Source organism: Stenotrophomonas sp. STEN240 (assembly GCF_056756175.1).
Map to the genome: position 1 here is coordinate 72888 of NZ_JBRRBO010000007.1, position 15016 is coordinate 87903.

The window sequence follows — 15016 nt, forward strand, 5'->3', positions numbered from 1 at the left end:
AATTGGACGCCGTTATCTTAACCATGGCCATTGCGCCGGGGGATGACGTAGATGCGTTTCGAAATACTAAAAGCGGGGTTGCGCTCAGCCGGGCGAGCCGAACGGGGCTTCACGCTGGTCGAACTGATGGTGACGGTGGTCGTGTTGGCGGTCCTTATCGCTATCGGCATGCCGGCCATGAACGGGCTGATCAACTCCAATCGCCTCACCACGCAGTCCAATGAGCTGGTCGGGGCGATTCAAATGGCGCGCAGCGAAGCGATCAAGCGCAACGCCCCGGTGTCCATGTGCGGCTCGCTTGACGGCCTTACCTGCGCAGCTGCGGGTAACTGGACGCAATGGCTGGTGGTGCTGGATTCGGACGATTCGGTGCTGCAGGCCGGGGAGGTCCGGCCGCCAGCTGTGGTCAATTCTGCCACCCCGCGTATCACGTTCAATTCCGATGGTTTGGCGCGGACTGCTGCAGGGTTGTTGTTTGCGGGCAATGTGGCGGTTTGCCTGCCAGTGACCCGTCCAGAACAGAACCTGCGCCGCGTGGCGGTCGTGTCGGGTTCCAGGACTTCCATTACGTCAGCGAACAATGGCGGGGCATGCCCATGAACACTTTCCGGACTTGCCGCCGCGAACCACTGCGTCGCCAGAAAATTGCCGGCGTCAGCCTGTTGGAAGTACTTATTTCAGTGCTGATCATGGGTATCGGCATGCTTGGTATTGCGGCCATGCAAGCGACTGCGTTGCGCAACAGCCAGAGTTCCGTTGAACGCAGCCAGGCGGTGATCCAGAGCTATACGATCATCGATGCGATGCGAGCCAACCGCGAATTGGCGCTGGGTGGCAGCTATAACACGGGGGGCTGGATGTGCAGCGCTCCCACCGGCAGCTCGTTGAGCGCAACAGACAGCGCATCCTGGTTGGCCTCGCTGCGTGCAGCATTGGGCAGTGCAGTCGATGATGCCGCTGTCTGCGGTCAGGTGAGCTGCACCACGAGCACGGGGATCTGTGTGGTGGGCGTGCGTTGGGACGACAGCCGTGCCGGCGCCAGCAATGGGAGCCAGCAAGGCTCCGACGAGTATTCGGTTGAAACGAGGGTGCGGCTATGAATGGGGGCCGGCGTATGGGGTCGCGCCGCGGCATTATCGGTCTGAGTCTGATCGAGTTGATGATCGCGTTGCTGTTGGGCACATTGGTGATTGGTGCGGCGATTGGCATTTTTCTGGCCAATCGGCAGACCTATAGGACCACCGATAGCCTGGGGCGGATTCAGGAGAACGTGCGTACGGCTTTCGAGCTGATGGCCCGGGATATGCGTGAGGCTGCGGGTAATCCTTGCTCCAATTCGGTGCCCCTGGTGAACGTGGTCAACAGCGCCGGCACGCGTTGGTGGACCCGTTTGGATACCTGGGGCAATGCGGCGCGCGGTTACGGTGGTACCGAGGCGTTTGCTGATTCGGCATTTGGTTCGGGCGCGGCGGAGCGGATCTCCGGCACCGACGCCATCGAGCTGATTTCAACCGACAGCAATGTCTCGACGTTGGAGAGTCATGATCCGGCTGCAGCAACGATGTTGCTCAACAAGGCCAACCATGGGTTTGTTGCCGGCGATCTGGCCTTGGTGTGCAACCCCAGACAGGCCAGTATTTTCCAGGTAAGCAGTGTTGTCGGCAGCAGCATCGGTCACGGCACGGGGGGTAGTCCTGGTAACTGTACGGCGGCGCTCGGGATGCCGCTCAACTGTGGAGGCGGGGCGACGTTCAAGTACCCGCAGCCCAGCTCGGTGGTTGCGCGGCTCAGCGCCACGCGTTGGTTCATTGCCAACAACCCCAATGGCCGGCCGTCCTTGTATCAGACCCGTCTGACCAGTGCCGGGCCGGTCTCACAGGAGGTGGTTGAAGGTGTCAGCAGCATGACCTTCACCTATTTGCTGGATGGTGCCGGGTCCTACGTCGATGCGGCAGCCGTGGGCAGCAGCTGGCCTCAGCTCAAGGCTGTGCGTGTTTCCATGACCTTCATTGGAGAGCCGAATACGGGGGTGGGTGGCGTGCCTTTGGCTCGTACCCTGACCCAGGTTGTCAGCATCCGGAATCGAAATCCATGAAGGCTTTCAATGGAAACAACGCAATGAGGGCGCAGCAGCGGGGCATCTCCTTGCTGATCGTGCTGGTGCTGCTATTGATCATGACGTTGCTGGGTCTGGCGATCCTCCGCAATACCATGATGGAGGAGCGCATGACGGCCAATATGTATGAGCGCAGCCTTGCATTCCAGGCCGCCGAATCCGCGCTCCGTCAGGGTGAGCTGATTGCCGCGGGGGCGCCAGCGGCACCCTCGTCGGGTTGCAACAATGTTGGCGTCTGCGCAAAGCCGGATGCAGTCGTTGCAGATCGCTGGGCGGATTCCAGCTTCACTGGTTGGGTGGAAGCTACCGCTATTCCGGATGCCAGTCCGGCGCCCCCGCCGTCGGCGTACTTCGTCGAGTACATGGGGGAGGCACCAACTTGGCCGGGCTGCGACCGTCAGGTGCCAATGCCTGCCCTGTGTATGGCTCCCAGTTTCCGGGTCACCGCGCGTAGTACGGACGATGCGCGGGCCACGGTGATTGTCCAGTCCAATTTCCTGGTTCGTTGAGGATTGACATGAAAACTCATATTCAAACCAAGCGTAGCCAGTGCGCGGACAGGTTGTCCAAACTTGCTCCTGGAGCTCTGGCATTCGCAGTGACATTGTTGGCGCTTCCGGTGAATGCTGGAATTAAGCTGCCGAATGACCCGCTGACCACCGAAACGCGGGTTGCGCCCAACGTGCTTTTCATTCTCGATGATTCGGGGTCGATGGCATTCGATGCAATGCCAGCGAATACAATTTCGGGTGTCACTGGCCAGGCGTACACCGTAAATACGCTTTACTACGATCCCTCCCGTACTTACCTGGCTTGGCAAAATGCCGATGGCGGGTTGATGACCGGCGGTACCACATACGGCGCTGTGTACGGGGATTTCAACCTCGTCGGTAATGCCACGATCGATCTTGCTGATAGCAGTAGCTGCCGCAGTTACAACCGGAATACCGACTCCACGAGTGGTACAACGGATAAGGGCACCAAGGTGTGCGGTGGTATCCAGACCTTTTATGTGCCTAAAGACAAGACACAGACAGACTCCGGCTATCTGACCAATCAGGCGAATTACTACCGTTATCAGATTCACACCGATGGTCGAGTGGTGCGTAGTCAGTATGCAACGCGGGTAGTTGGCACGGCCAATCGCGGTTGTGGTAACAAGAACAACGAGTGGGGTAGTTGCGAGTATCTGACCCCTACGACGCTCCGCGATGAAGCGGCGGAACGAGTCAACTACGCAACGTGGTTCTCCTATCATCGCACTCGCATGAAGGCGGCAAAAGCCGGTGCCGGCGTTGCGTTCAGCAAGCTTGGTCAAAATGTGCGGGTTGGCTACCGGACGATTTGGGGCCGTAACGGCTCCTCTACCGACAAGAACTGGCCAACCCAGACCGCACCGATTCCAGTCAACTATAACAACGGGATTTTCGCAGATCCCAAAGGTAGTGCCGGCGACAACAACAATCGCAGTCGTTGGTATGCCCGTCTGTACGGCACTATTGGCTACGACGGCACGCCATTGCATGGCGCGCTTGATAATGCTGGTCGGTACTTTTCCAGTGATGCCAGTGGCGGTGCCTATGGTCCTGAAGCGGCGAAAGACCAGTATTCATGCCGGCAGAATTTCACCATTCTGACAACCGATGGTTATTGGAACAATGTCAGCGGTGCGCCTGGCGAGCAGGACAATGAAGATGGCAAGGAGATCACTGGACCCGGTGATCGTTCCTATAAATATGTGAAAGGCGCTCCGTATGCCAGCTCCGCTTCCAATACGCTCGCTGACGTCGCCATGCGCTACTGGAAGAATGATCTTCGCACCGACCTGACCAATGATGTGCCCACCAATGGGTCGGATCCGGGGTTTTGGCAGCATATGGTCACCTTCGGTATCGCCATTGGTTTGGCAGGCAATACCGGCTACAAGAGTGTGTCGGAGGTTCCTGCGAATTTCAGCGCTTGGCCAGATCCGACCGACAAGGAAGACGGGGATCGCATTGACGATCTGCTGCATGCGGCGGTCAATGGGCGCGGGCAATTTGTTTCCGCTGGCGATCCGGACGCGTTTGCGCGCGGCCTTTCCAATGCACTTGCTGCCATTACTGAGCGCGTTGGCTCGTTCTCGAACGTGAGTGCGAACTCTACCTCGCTGGATACCGGTGCGAAGGTGTTTCAGGCCAGTTACATCTCGGGTGTCTGGACCGGCCAGGTTGCGGCGTATGGGGTGAGCAAACAGGTGGTGTCCTCGGACCCCACCTGGCGCGCCTCTGAAGGTGTTCCTGCGACCAATCGTAAGGTGTTCAGTAGTACTGGCAGTGCGGGCGCGGTGTTCCCCGCCGGTGCAACCGGCACTCAGTTGGCGGCATTGGCCCGTACCGGAGTGAATGACTATCCGGTTACCGCGGCGAACAACGCGGCTTACATCGCAGGGGCCCGAGATCTGGAGCAGCGCTTGGGTGGCACCCTGCGCAACCGCAACCACCTGTTCGGCGACGTCGTCAATTCATCTCCGGCCTATGTAAAGGAAACAGATACGATTTACGTCGGTGCAAACGATGGCATGCTTCACGCGATCAATGCCGCTGATGGCGCCGAGCTGTTTACGTTCATTCCCAGTGGTATCGATTGGACAAACCTTGGGTTGCTCAGTCGTCCGGACTACGCGCATCGGTTTTTTGTTGATGGGCCGATGGTGGTGTCAACGCGCGCACAGACCCCAGATCAGAATGTGCTTGTTGGCGCGCTGGGGAAGGGTGGTAAGGGCTTGTTTGCACTGGATGTGACCAATCCGGCAACATTCAGCGCGCGTAGCTATAAGTGGGAAACCAGTGCCAGCAATGCAAATATCGGCTTGGTACAGTCGCGTCCTATTATTGCCAAGCTCAACGATGGCTCGACTGCGGTCATCGTGGCCAATGGCATAAACAGTACGAATGGTCACGCGGTATTGATGATCTATGACCTGCAAACGGGTAGCCTGATCAAGCAGATCGACACCGGGGTTGGCTCGGCGGTCGATGCTGATGCCAATTCCAACGGTCTATTTGCCCCTACCGGTTGGGACGCGGATGGTAATGGCACCGTCGACTACGTGTATGGCGGCGACATGCTGGGTAATGTCTGGAAGTTCGACATCTCGGCGGCGGCTGCATCGAGCTGGGCTGTGTCCGGCGGGGCTCCGCTTTTTCAAGCGGTTGATTCTGCGGGTGTGGCTCAACCGATTACTTCAGGCCTCAGCGTTTCAATGCACCCGACTACCTATCAGACATGGGTGACGTTCGGTACGGGTCGGCTTATGACAGTGGGTGACATGAGCAACAAGGCGGTGCAGACGCTGTATGGCTTCGTTGACGATGGTTCGGCCAAGGCGCGGCGTGGGCAGAATGCCAACTTGACCGGTCGCAGTGTGGTTGCCAATGGAACGTATGGTGGCTACCTGGTCCGCTCGTTTGAAGCTAAGACAGCGCTGCCGGCAGGCTCCAAGGGCTGGTATGTGGATCTGTTGAACCCGACTGCAGATGGCGCCAAAGCTATTGGCGAGCGTGTCGTCAGTGACTCGCAGGTTGTTGGGGACGTGTTGATCGTTTCCAGTGTCATTCCGACGTCCGAGGCTTGCCAGCCTGACGGTAAGGGTTATCTGAACGCCCTTGATGCCTATACCGGGACCAGTACTGGGCCTTCCTTGTTCGATCTCAACGGTGATGGTAGTTACACCGATGAAGTCCTGACCAGCGGCGACACCAAGCTGCCTATCGGCTCGGTTGATCTGGGTGTCGGTATGCCGACCCTCGCGGACGTGCTGCGTGGCATCGCGGTGCTGGGTGGTTCCAGTGGCGGTCGAGCCAAGGTCAATGTGCGTGAGACGCGCAATGTGGGTCGCGTGTCCTGGCGTGAAATCATTAACAATTGATGGGGGCGGGGATGAAGCAGTTGAGGTGTCGGCAGCGTGGCTTCACGCTGGTTGAAATAATGATTGTCGTGGTGATCATCGCTGTACTGTCGGCGATCGCTTACCCGAGCTACCAAAACCACGTTGTCAAGACGCGGCGTGCGGCAGCTTCGGCCTGTTTGCTGGAGTCGGCGCAGATGGCCGAGCGCTATTTCACGACCAACCTCACCTATGTGGGGGCGGCAGTGAGCCAGTGCGGTAATGGTTTGGATAATTTCTACACCATCGGTTTTGACGGCGATCCAGCCGCACGTTCTTACACGCTGCAGGCTGTTCCGAAAGGCTTGCAGGAGACCAAGGATGTCAAGTGTGGGACGCTCAAGGTGACGTCGCAGGGCGTAAAGAGTGTTACTGGCTCGGATAGTGGTGCGCCGACCAAGTGTTTTTGATCGGCCGAAGGGGAGTTGCGGTGCAGCTCCCCTTCGCTATGTTTCATGCAAAAAAAAACCTGCCGATGGCAGGTTTTTTTTTGGCGCCCGAAGTTGGACTCGAACCAACGACCCCCTGATTAACAGTCAAGTGCTCTAACCGGCTGAGCTATTCGGGCGGGGAGGCGCATTATAGGTAGATGAGCGGCGGTTCGCAACACCTTCCGTTCGAGTGCGCTGTCAGTGGCAGCTTGTACGCACTGGAGCGGCTTCGCTACGGACGCGTCCGCCATTGCTGACCACGATTTTGCTCAGCATGACGCCCGATGTGCAGATTCGAAAGCTTGTGTTCGCGCCGCTGCTGCGGCCATCGGGAAGATAGCGCAAGCGCGTCCGGCCTTTGTTGCTGTAAATGTGAACCCGGGTGTTGGCAGATAGTTGCGCCGTCATCAGGATTCGCGTTGAGGTTGTGGTTGTTGGGTTTAGCGCCGAATCCATTACCAGCCAGCCAAAGCTCCAGTTGTTGTCCGCGCGGCAGCTGTTGCCGTCCGAGGATGGGCAGAGTATGGCAATGCGGCGCTGGGTCACGGCGTGGTTGCGCGCGAAAGCGATATGGGTAATCAACAGGTTCGCGGAGCTGATGGCGCCTTGTCTTTCGCTCAGTTTTCGCATGTAGGGCAGGGCAATGGCGCCAAGAATCAGTCCGATTGCCATCACCATGGTGGCTTCCAGCAGCGTAAGGCCGCGCATGGCATGAGGGGTGGCTGTCCTGGGCTGGTTCATGTTCGGCCTGTGGCTGCGCGGATGGCGCAGGATGATCATCCTGTGGCAGTGCTTGCTTCGCCTTCGGCATGGGCTGCTCTGAGAGGTCAGGCTAGTGCGTGATCAGGGCTCCGTGACGGCGGGGCTATACTTGGCTGTCCGTATAGGCGCCATCGATATGTCAGACAGCTTCCAGCTCGTATCGCCGTATTCGCCCTCCGGCGACCAGCCGGCTGCCATCGAAAAGCTGGTGGCCAACTTTGAAGCGGGCATCGCCAAGCAGACCCTGCTGGGCGTTACCGGCTCCGGCAAGACCTACACCATCGCCAATGTGGTGCAGCAGGTGCAGCGGCCGACGCTGGTGATGGCGCCGAACAAGACCCTGGCCGCGCAGCTGTACGGCGAGTTCAAGGCGTTCTTCCCGAACAACGCGGTGGAGTACTTCGTCAGCTACTACGATTACTACCAGCCCGAAGCTTATGTGCCGTCCTCGGATACCTTCATCGAGAAGGACAGTTCGATCAACGAGCACATCGAGCAGATGCGGCTGGCGGCGACCAAGACCCTGCTGTCGCGGCCGGATGCCATCGTGGTGGCGACGGTGTCGGCGATCTACGGCCTGGGCGCGCCGGAAGACTATCTGTCGCTGCGGCTGATCCTGTCCAAGGGCGAGCGCATCGATCAGCGTGACCTGATCAAGCACCTGACCCAGCTGCAGTACACCCGCAACGAGTACGAGTTGCAGCGCGGTACCTTCCGCGTGCGCGGCGAGGTGATCGATGTGTTCCCGGCCGAGCTGGACAGCGAGGCGCTGCGCATCGAGTTGTTCGATGGCGATATCGAACAGCTCAGCATGTTCGACCCGCTCACCGGTGAAAGCCTGCGCAAGATGCAGCGCTACACCATTTACCCGAAGACCCATTACGCCACCACGCGCGAGCGGGTGCTGGCGGCGGTGGAGACCATCAAGGCCGAGTTGAAGGAGCGGCTGGAGCAGCTGTACGCGCAGAACAAGCTGGTCGAAGCGCAGCGCCTGGCGCAGCGCACCCAGTTCGATCTGGAAATGATGGCCGAGGTCGGCTACTGCAACGGCATCGAAAACTACTCGCGGCATCTCACTGGCAAGGCGCCGGGCGAGCCGCCGCCGACTCTGTTCGACTACCTGCCGCCGGATGCGCTGCTGGTCATCGATGAGTCGCACGTGACCATTCCGCAGATCGGCGCCATGTACAAGGGTGACCGTTCGCGCAAGGAAACGCTGGTCGAATTCGGCTTCCGTCTGCCATCCGCGCTGGATAACCGCCCGCTGCGTTTCGAAGAGTGGGAAGCGCGCTCACCGCGTGCCATCTATGTGTCGGCCACGCCCGGCCCGTATGAACTGCGCGAGTCGGGCAATGACATCACCGAGCTGGTGGTCCGCCCGACCGGCCTGATCGATCCGCAGGTGGAGATCCGCCCGGTCGGCACCCAGGTTGATGACCTGATGTCGCAGGCCAATGAGCGCATCAAGATGGGCGACCGGGTGCTGGTCACCACGCTGACCAAGCGCATGGCCGAAAACCTCACCGAATACCTTAGTGAGCACGGCATCCGCGTGCGCTATCTGCACTCGGACATCGACACGGTGGAGCGCGTGGAAATCATCCGCGATCTACGCCTGGGCAAGTTCGATGTGCTGGTCGGCATCAATCTGCTGCGCGAAGGTCTGGATATGCCGGAGGTGTCGCTGGTGGCAATCCTGGATGCGGACAAGGAGGGCTTCCTGCGCTCCACCGGTTCGCTGATCCAGACCATCGGCCGCGCTGCTCGTAACGTGCGCGGCAAAGCCATCCTGTATGCCGACAAGATGACCCGTTCGATGCAGGCGGCCATCGACGAAACCGACCGTCGCCGGCAGAAGCAGGTTGAATACAACGAGGCGCACGGCATCGTGCCGCAGTCAGTGGTGCGGCCCATCGTCGACATCCTCGAAGGTGCGCATGAGGAGAGCTCGCCCAAGTCCAGCGCCAAGGGCAAGGGGCGGCGCGTGGCTGAGCCCGAGAGCGATTACCTGCCGCTGGAGCCGGCCAAGCTGGCTGCGCGCCTCAAGGAGCTGGAGCAGCGGATGTACCAGCATGCGCGTGACCTGGAATTCGAGGACGCCGCGCGCGTGCGTGACCAGATCCATCGCCTGAAGGAGGCGAATCTGGGCTGAAGTCGGCCGGTGTGAAGTTTTTCCAGAAAACGGTTGTTCTTCGTGAAGAGCGGGGTTAAGATACGCGCCCTCGCAGCGAAGATTTGTTGCTGAGAAGGGCGGTTAGCTCAGCGGTAGAGCACTACCTTGACATGGTAGGGGTCACAGGTTCGAACCCTGTACCGCCCACCACTTCCTCGGGAAGTGGCCACCAAAGCCCGGCGCAGGCCGGGTTTTGTGTTTCCAGGTGATGTTGCGCGTTGCGGTGTGGGTGGGTTTGGCCCTCGCAGCGTGGATAGTTTCAAAACGGGCGGTTAGCTCAGCGGTAGAGCACTACCTTGACATGGTAGGGGTCACAGGTTCGAACCCTGTACCGCCCACCACTTCGGTTTCCTGCGGATCGAGGTGAAAAGTACAAAAGCCGGCACATGTGCCGGCTTTTTTTGTGCCCATTGATTTGTCATGTGTTGCTGTCGCGGAGGCTCATCGTGAACTCCCGTTGTGAAGGGAAGTGCTGGAGCATCATCGGTAAGGGCGTTCCGGTTGGGGCGCCTCATGGCTTGGCTGGCCGGTCGTTGAGTCAGCGGGCCTGACAAGTAGTGATGCCATTGGCGGAAGCGCAGCCAATACGGAAGCTGGGGCCGATTGGACCGGTGATCGGAATGCCCCTTCTTTGCGCCTCGATCAAGAAGTTCTGTAGATCGGTTGCGGGTGGGCCATTGAACTCGTATTCACGGTATCCACCCTTTGCGAAATCATCGTTGCTCCTCGGGATGGAGTTGTTGTGCGCGTCCTTGGCGCTGTTTGAGTCCTCTTCCCAGCGTTTGGTCTTGACGTTGTAGAAGATTTCCATCGAGCTTCCGTCGCCGAAGCCCAGTTCGACCGTCACCTGGGCGCCATCTGATTTCAGCCATGTGTACGGGTTGAGTACCCGCAGCACGCTGTTACCGCCGGCGATCAGGGCCGGCCACCGGTAGTCCATGTCGTCCAGCAGGTTGTTCATTTTTGCTGAGTTGTTGATTGCTTCCCAGGCGCTTTCGGGAAATTCTGCTTGGGCTGCAGGCGTAGCGCTGCGCGCGGAACTGCTGGCCTGGATGATCGCCAGATCGGCTATGTCTACGTGTACTCGTAATGAGTTGCCATTGGCTTGATATACCGCGATCAGATCGGCGAAGTAGTCGTCCAGGGCTGCTGGTGGTGTTGATTCGTGGAGTTCGAGGTTGCCGGTAATTACGTAAGTCTTGAGGTCGGCGGTGGAAAGGCTGAAGACTGCGACAGCGCCAAAGTCGATTTCGGATCTCGCGGCGGCTTGCATTTGTTGAGAGGAGCAGCTTTCACATTGTGCTGCGGGCCATTCTTGGGCATCGGCGCTTTGCAGGAAGCCTAGTGTGAGGAGCCCTGTCGCGAACAGTTTGTGATGCATGGCGATTTTCCCGTTAGATGATCCATATCAGTCGGACAAGGCAGAGGCTTGTCAGGGTAGTCATCCAGATGACGGCTCGTGGCTTGGAGGTCCGGGAAACAAATACGGCTGCCAGCGCGCAGATTGTTGCTGAGCCAGCTGCGGTGATTGCCAGGTTGCCGCGCGTTGTCGTGGTTGCGCCCAAGGCGCCGAGTGTGACGAGGGTTAGTGCCAGTAAGCTTCGGGTCGGATTGTGGGAGATGGGCCGCATTGCGGGGCGTTCCTTGCAATAAGTCGTCCTGGTTTATTGATGCTAATGAGTATCAATTACAATAACGTGACGACGGGCTGCTCGTTGAAAGGGCAGGTGAGGCGAAGTGTCGGAAGTCGTTTGGCGATCAGCGTTGTGGCTGTTCGTCATGTGATTGGCATTTATCGATAGGCCGCGGTTGCATGCTTGCGGCGATTTCAGGCAGTTTTGTCGTGATTGGTTTAATATCGTCCCAGTAACCTCTTCGGCAGCCAAGGTGGCCCGCGCAAAGCGTCGGCCGAGCGTGTGACATGAGCACTACCATCGCCCATTGCTGAACCCCGCCACCGCCCTGATGCCAGGCGCCGTCGTGGCGCTTTTTTATTGCCCTGATTCCCATGAACTCCCTTGAAACCGCGCCTGTTGGCGTTGTTTCCAGCCCGCCCGGCGGGCCGTGACCTTTGGTGACCCCATGATCAACATCACTCTCCCAGACGGCAGCGTCCGTCAGTTCGAAAACCCGGTCAGCGTCATGGACGTTGCCCAGTCCATCGGTGCGGGTCTGGCCAAGGCCACCATTGCCGGCGCCGTTGATGGCGTGCAGGTCGATGCCAGCGACGTGATCGACCACGACGCTTCGCTGCGCATCATCACCGCCAAGGACGAGGAGGGTGTGGAGATCATCCGCCACTCCTGCGCCCACCTGGTTGGCCACGCGGTGAAGCAGCTGTACCCGGAGGCCAAGATGGTGATCGGCCCGGTCATCGCCGAAGGTTTCTACTACGACATCTACAACGAGCGCCCGTTCACGCCGGAAGACCTGGCGGCGATCGAGAAGCGCATGGGCGAGCTGATCGCGCAGGACTATGACGTCGTCAAGAAGGTCACGCCGCGTGCGGAAGTGATTGAAATCTTCAAGGCGCGTGGCGAGGAGTACAAGCTGCGCCTGATCGAGGACATGTCCGACGACATCACCGCGATGGGTATGTACTACCACCAGGAATACGTGGACATGTGCCGTGGTCCGCACGTGCCGAACACGCGCTTTCTGAAGTCCTTCAAGCTGACGCGCATCTCTGGTGCGTATTGGCGCGGCGATGCCAAGAACGAGCAGCTGCAGCGCATCTACGGCACCGCATGGGCCGACAAGAAGCAGCTTGAGGCCTATATCAAGCGCATCGAAGAAGCTGAAATGCGCGACCACCGCCGCATCGGCAAGCAGCAGGATCTGTTCCACCTGCAGGAAGAAGCGCCGGGCCTGGTGTTCTGGCATCCGAAGGGCTGGTCGATCTGGCAGGTTGTCGAGCAGTACATGCGCAATGTCTACCGCGAAAGTGGTTACGGCGAAGTGCGCTGCCCGCAGATCCTGGACGTGAGTCTGTGGAAGAAGTCCGGTCACTGGGATAACTACCAGGACAACATGTTCTTCACCGAATCGGAGAAGCGCACCTATGCGCTGAAGCCGATGAACTGCCCGGGTCACGTGCAGTTGTTCAACCAGGGCCTGCACAGCTACCGCGACCTGCCGATCCGTTACGGCGAGTTCGGTGCCTGCCACCGCAACGAACCGTCCGGTGCGCTGCACGGCATCCTGCGTGTGCGCGGTTTCACCCAGGACGATGGCCACATCTTCTGCACCGAAAGCCAAGTCGAAGCCGAAGTGACGGCGTTCCACCAGCAGGCGCTGGCGGTGTACAAGGCATTCGGCTTCGAAGAGATCCAGATCAAGATCGCGCTGCGTCCGGAATCGCGTCTGGGCGACGACGAAACCTGGGACAAGGCTGAAGGCGCACTGCGCACCGCATTGTCCAGCTGCGGCGTCGAGTGGCAGGAGCTGCCGGGCGAAGGCGCGTTCTATGGCCCGAAGATCGAGTACCACCTGAAGGACGCCATCGGCCGTACCTGGCAGCTGGGCACCATGCAGGTCGACTTCATGATGCCGGGCCGCCTCGGAGCTGAATACGTCGATGAGAACAGCCAGAAGCGCCATCCGGTGATGCTGCACCGGGCAATCGTGGGCTCGATGGAGCGTTTTCTGGGCATTTTGATCGAGCAGCACGCCGGCTCGTTCCCGACCTGGCTGGCGCCGGTGCAGGTGATGGTGGCCAATATCACTGACGCCCAGGCCGATTACGTCAACGAAGTTCGCAAAAGCCTTGCAAATCAAGGCTTCCGGGTTGACGCCGATTTGCGCAACGAAAAGATCGGCTATAAGATTCGCGAGCATACGCTGCAGCGGGTGCCGTATCTGCTGGTCGTGGGTGACCGCGAGAAGGAGAACGGGGCGGTGGCGGTACGCACGCGAGCCGGTGAAGACCTTGGCTCGATGTCGGTTCAGGCCTTCGTCGAGCGGCTGCAGGCAGAATTGAAACACTGAAGTAAGTAGGGCCCCGGCCCCGGCGGACACTCCGCAGGGCCGGTACTAATCCACTTGGAGATTGCAATATCAGTATCCCTGACAACAAACAGAACCGTCGTAACCAGGAAATCCGCGTTCCGCGCGTGCGCGTGATCGGTAGTGATGGTGAAATGATCGGCGTGCTCACGCGCGACGAGGCGCTGTCGATGGCCGAAGACGAAGGTCTGGACCTGGTCGAGATTCAGCCGCAGGCTGATCCGCCGGTGTGCAAGATCATGGACTTCGGCAAGTTCAAGTTCGAAGCGCAGAAGAAGGCCAACGAGGCCAAGAAGAAGACCAAGCAGGTCGAGATCAAGGAAGTGAAGTTCCGTCCGGTTACGGATGAGGGCGACTACCAGATCAAGCTGCGCAAGATGCGCGGTTTCCTCGAAGAGGGCGACAAGATCAAGGTCAACATCCGCTTCCGTGGCCGCGAAATGAGCCATCAGGAACTGGGTCGCGAAATGGCCAACCGGATCGAAGCCGATCTGGGTGAGGACATCGTGATCGAGTCCCGTCCGCGCCTGGAAGGCCGGCAGATGGTCATGATGATCGCGCCGAAGAAGAAATAAGCCGCCGGCCTGCGGGCCGCTGCTTTGCTGAGCGGGGAGGGGCCTTGGCTACCTCCCTGTTTGCATGCCTGTTCAGCTGATTTGAGCGCCAGCCCACTTGCTGTTTGCAAGCGACTGACGCGCAAGGCATAATGGGCGGCCCGGTTCGCCGGGTTTGTTGTTTGCTTCACCCAGGACCTGCCTGCCTCCAGTGGGAGTGTGGGCTTTAAACAGACAAGGGCAGGGACGGAAAGTGTGGGTAAAACCACCGCCCAGTCAGTGAAAAGAGACCATCAAGGACATAGCAATGCCCAAGATCAAGACCAACCGGGCGGCGGCCAAGCGTTTCCGCAAGACCGCCTCCGGCAAGTACAAGTGCGGTCACGCCAACCGTAGCCACATCCTCACGAAGAAAGCGACCAAGCGGAAGCGTAACCTGCGTCAGACGAATCACGTCCGCGCAGAAGACGCAGGCCGTCTGGACCGTATGCTTCCCTACCTCTGAGGACTGAACCATGGCACGAGTAAAGCGTGGTGTGCAGGCGCGCCGCCGCCACAAGAAAGTATTGGATCTCGCAAAGGGCTATTACAACGCCCGTCGCAAGGTCTTCCGCGTTGCCAAGCAGGCAGTCATCAAGGCACAGCAGTACGCCTACATTGGCCGTAAGCAGAAGAAGCGCAATTTCCGTTCGCTGTGGATCACCCGCATCAATGCGGCTGCCCGCATCAACGGCCTGAGCTACAGCCGTTTCATGAACGGCCTGCTGAAGGCCGGTATCACCCTTGACCGTAAGGTTCTGGCTGATATCGCCGTGCACGACGCAGCCGGTTTTGCCGCTCTGGCAGAAAAGGCCAAGGGCGCACTGGCGGCATAAGTTCTTCCTGCAGCGGTTGTAGCGTTCACGCGCAACGGCTGTGGTGAGACAATGCATGGGGAAGGGCGCAAGTCCTTCCCCATTCTTTTTTGTGTTGGTTGCCGCTGCCGATGGTTGCGCGGCGATCAGGCACTGGTGGCGACGGGGGTCGGCCCGGCGCATACCGCGTAGG

The 15016-nt window shown here is 59.3% G+C and carries 13 protein-coding genes and 3 tRNA genes; 13 read left to right on the plus strand and 3 right to left on the minus strand.

Going from position 1 to position 15016, the window contains the following annotated elements:
• Positions 1 to 51 precede the first annotated feature (51 nt).
• Genes ACVOKO_RS04965 through ACVOKO_RS04990 form a run of 6 tightly spaced genes read left to right on the plus strand, consistent with a single transcriptional unit; the run spans position 52 to position 6454 of the window.
• A complete protein-coding gene (locus ACVOKO_RS04965; RefSeq protein ID WP_346497861.1) occupies positions 52 to 600 on the plus strand; it encodes a GspH/FimT family pseudopilin in 549 nt (182 codons plus the stop codon).
• Positions 597 to 1100: a type IV pilus modification protein PilV gene (pilV, locus tag ACVOKO_RS04970; RefSeq protein ID WP_346497863.1), complete on the plus strand. Its 504-nt coding sequence runs from the start codon at positions 597 to 599 to the stop codon at positions 1098 to 1100. The genes ACVOKO_RS04965 and pilV overlap by 4 nt, the downstream gene beginning before the upstream one ends.
• A 59-nt stretch (positions 1101 to 1159) precedes the next feature.
• Positions 1160 to 2095 carry a PilW family protein gene (locus ACVOKO_RS04975; RefSeq protein WP_346497865.1) on the plus strand — a complete coding sequence of 312 codons (936 nt, stop codon included), beginning with the start codon at positions 1160 to 1162 and terminating at the stop codon, positions 2093 to 2095.
• Positions 2092 to 2625, plus strand: coding sequence for a pilus assembly PilX family protein (locus ACVOKO_RS04980; protein WP_346497867.1), 534 nt, complete (start codon positions 2092 to 2094; stop codon positions 2623 to 2625). Before ACVOKO_RS04975 ends, ACVOKO_RS04980 begins: the two co-directional genes overlap by 4 nt.
• 8 nt (positions 2626 to 2633) lie before the next feature.
• Positions 2634 to 6026: a pilus assembly protein gene (locus ACVOKO_RS04985; RefSeq protein WP_346497868.1), complete on the plus strand. Its 3393-nt coding sequence runs from the start codon at positions 2634 to 2636 to the stop codon at positions 6024 to 6026.
• Positions 6027 to 6037: 11 nt separating this feature from the next.
• Positions 6038 to 6454, plus strand: coding sequence for a type IV pilin protein (locus tag ACVOKO_RS04990; protein ID WP_346497869.1), 417 nt, complete (start codon positions 6038 to 6040; stop codon positions 6452 to 6454).
• Between the two features lie 81 nt (positions 6455 to 6535).
• Here the strand turns inward: ACVOKO_RS04990 and ACVOKO_RS04995 are convergent.
• Together ACVOKO_RS04995 and ACVOKO_RS05000 are read right to left on the minus strand one after the other, a co-directional pair.
• Positions 6536 to 6612: transfer RNA gene (locus ACVOKO_RS04995), tRNA-Asn, on the minus strand.
• 61 nt (positions 6613 to 6673) lie between these two features.
• Positions 6674 to 7255: a GspH/FimT family pseudopilin gene (locus tag ACVOKO_RS05000; RefSeq protein ID WP_346497870.1), complete on the minus strand. Its 582-nt coding sequence runs from the start codon at positions 7253 to 7255 to the stop codon at positions 6674 to 6676.
• Positions 7256 to 7373: 118 nt separating this feature from the next.
• On the opposite strand from ACVOKO_RS05000, the gene uvrB reads away from it, so the two are divergent.
• The 3 genes from uvrB (at position 7374) to ACVOKO_RS05015 (ending at position 9751) form a co-directional block, all read left to right on the plus strand.
• Entirely contained in the window at positions 7374 to 9389 is a 2016-nt protein-coding gene (gene uvrB / locus ACVOKO_RS05005; RefSeq protein ID WP_346497909.1) for an excinuclease ABC subunit UvrB, read from the plus strand.
• Positions 9390 to 9485: 96 nt separating this feature from the next.
• Positions 9486 to 9560, plus strand: a tRNA-Val gene (locus ACVOKO_RS05010).
• A gap of 116 nt (positions 9561 to 9676) precedes the next feature.
• Positions 9677 to 9751: transfer RNA gene (locus ACVOKO_RS05015), tRNA-Val, on the plus strand.
• Positions 9752 to 9948: 197 nt separating this feature from the next.
• On the opposite strand, the gene ACVOKO_RS05020 is transcribed toward ACVOKO_RS05015, so the two are convergent.
• Positions 9949 to 10791, minus strand: coding sequence for a hypothetical protein (locus ACVOKO_RS05020; protein ID WP_346497871.1), 843 nt, complete (start codon positions 10789 to 10791; stop codon positions 9949 to 9951).
• Positions 10792 to 11492: 701 nt separating this feature from the next.
• On the opposite strand from ACVOKO_RS05020, the gene thrS reads away from it, so the two are divergent.
• The 4 genes from thrS to rplT all read left to right on the plus strand — a co-directional run bounded on the left by thrS (position 11493) and on the right by rplT (position 14844).
• On the plus strand, positions 11493 to 13397 hold the full coding sequence (thrS, locus tag ACVOKO_RS05025) for a threonine--tRNA ligase (RefSeq protein WP_346497872.1): 1905 nt from the start codon (positions 11493 to 11495) through the stop codon (positions 13395 to 13397).
• 68 nt (positions 13398 to 13465) lie between these two features.
• Positions 13466 to 13990 (plus strand): translation initiation factor IF-3, encoded by a 525-nt coding sequence (infC, locus tag ACVOKO_RS05030; protein ID WP_057629344.1) that lies wholly within the window; start codon positions 13466 to 13468, stop codon positions 13988 to 13990.
• Positions 13991 to 14276: 286 nt separating this feature from the next.
• Complete coding sequence (gene rpmI / locus ACVOKO_RS05035; protein WP_002811096.1) at positions 14277 to 14474, plus strand: 50S ribosomal protein L35; 198 nt, start codon at positions 14277 to 14279, stop codon at positions 14472 to 14474.
• A 10-nt stretch (positions 14475 to 14484) separates the two neighbouring features.
• The gene (gene rplT / locus ACVOKO_RS05040) at positions 14485 to 14844 is read left to right on the plus strand and encodes a 50S ribosomal protein L20 (RefSeq protein WP_054657697.1); all 360 of its coding nucleotides are present in this window, start codon (positions 14485 to 14487) and stop codon (positions 14842 to 14844) included.
• Positions 14845 to 15016 lie beyond the last annotated feature (172 nt).

What these genes read in the sequence shown, in the direction of transcription:
- ACVOKO_RS04965 (WP_346497861.1), top strand. Translation starts at nt 52, where the DNA reads ATGCGTTTCGAAATACTAAAAGCGGGGTTGCGCTCAGCCGGGCGAGCC.
- pilV (WP_346497863.1), top strand. Translation starts at nt 597, where the DNA reads ATGAACACTTTCCGGACTTGCCGCCGCGAACCACTGCGTCGCCAGAAA.
- ACVOKO_RS04975 (WP_346497865.1), top strand. Translation starts at nt 1,160, where the DNA reads ATGATCGCGTTGCTGTTGGGCACATTGGTGATTGGTGCGGCGATTGGC.
- ACVOKO_RS04980 (WP_346497867.1), top strand. Translation starts at nt 2,092, where the DNA reads ATGAAGGCTTTCAATGGAAACAACGCAATGAGGGCGCAGCAGCGGGGC.
- ACVOKO_RS04985 (WP_346497868.1), top strand. Translation starts at nt 2,634, where the DNA reads ATGAAAACTCATATTCAAACCAAGCGTAGCCAGTGCGCGGACAGGTTG.
- ACVOKO_RS04990 (WP_346497869.1), top strand. Translation starts at nt 6,038, where the DNA reads ATGAAGCAGTTGAGGTGTCGGCAGCGTGGCTTCACGCTGGTTGAAATA.
- ACVOKO_RS05000 (WP_346497870.1), bottom strand. Translation starts at nt 7,255, where the DNA reads ATGATCATCCTGCGCCATCCGCGCAGCCACAGGCCGAACATGAACCAG.
- uvrB (WP_346497909.1), top strand. Translation starts at nt 7,374, where the DNA reads ATGTCAGACAGCTTCCAGCTCGTATCGCCGTATTCGCCCTCCGGCGAC.
- ACVOKO_RS05020 (WP_346497871.1), bottom strand. Translation starts at nt 10,791, where the DNA reads ATGCATCACAAACTGTTCGCGACAGGGCTCCTCACACTAGGCTTCCTG.
- thrS (WP_346497872.1), top strand. Translation starts at nt 11,493, where the DNA reads ATGATCAACATCACTCTCCCAGACGGCAGCGTCCGTCAGTTCGAAAAC.
- rpmI (WP_002811096.1), top strand. Translation starts at nt 14,277, where the DNA reads ATGCCCAAGATCAAGACCAACCGGGCGGCGGCCAAGCGTTTCCGCAAG.
- rplT (WP_054657697.1), top strand. Translation starts at nt 14,485, where the DNA reads ATGGCACGAGTAAAGCGTGGTGTGCAGGCGCGCCGCCGCCACAAGAAA.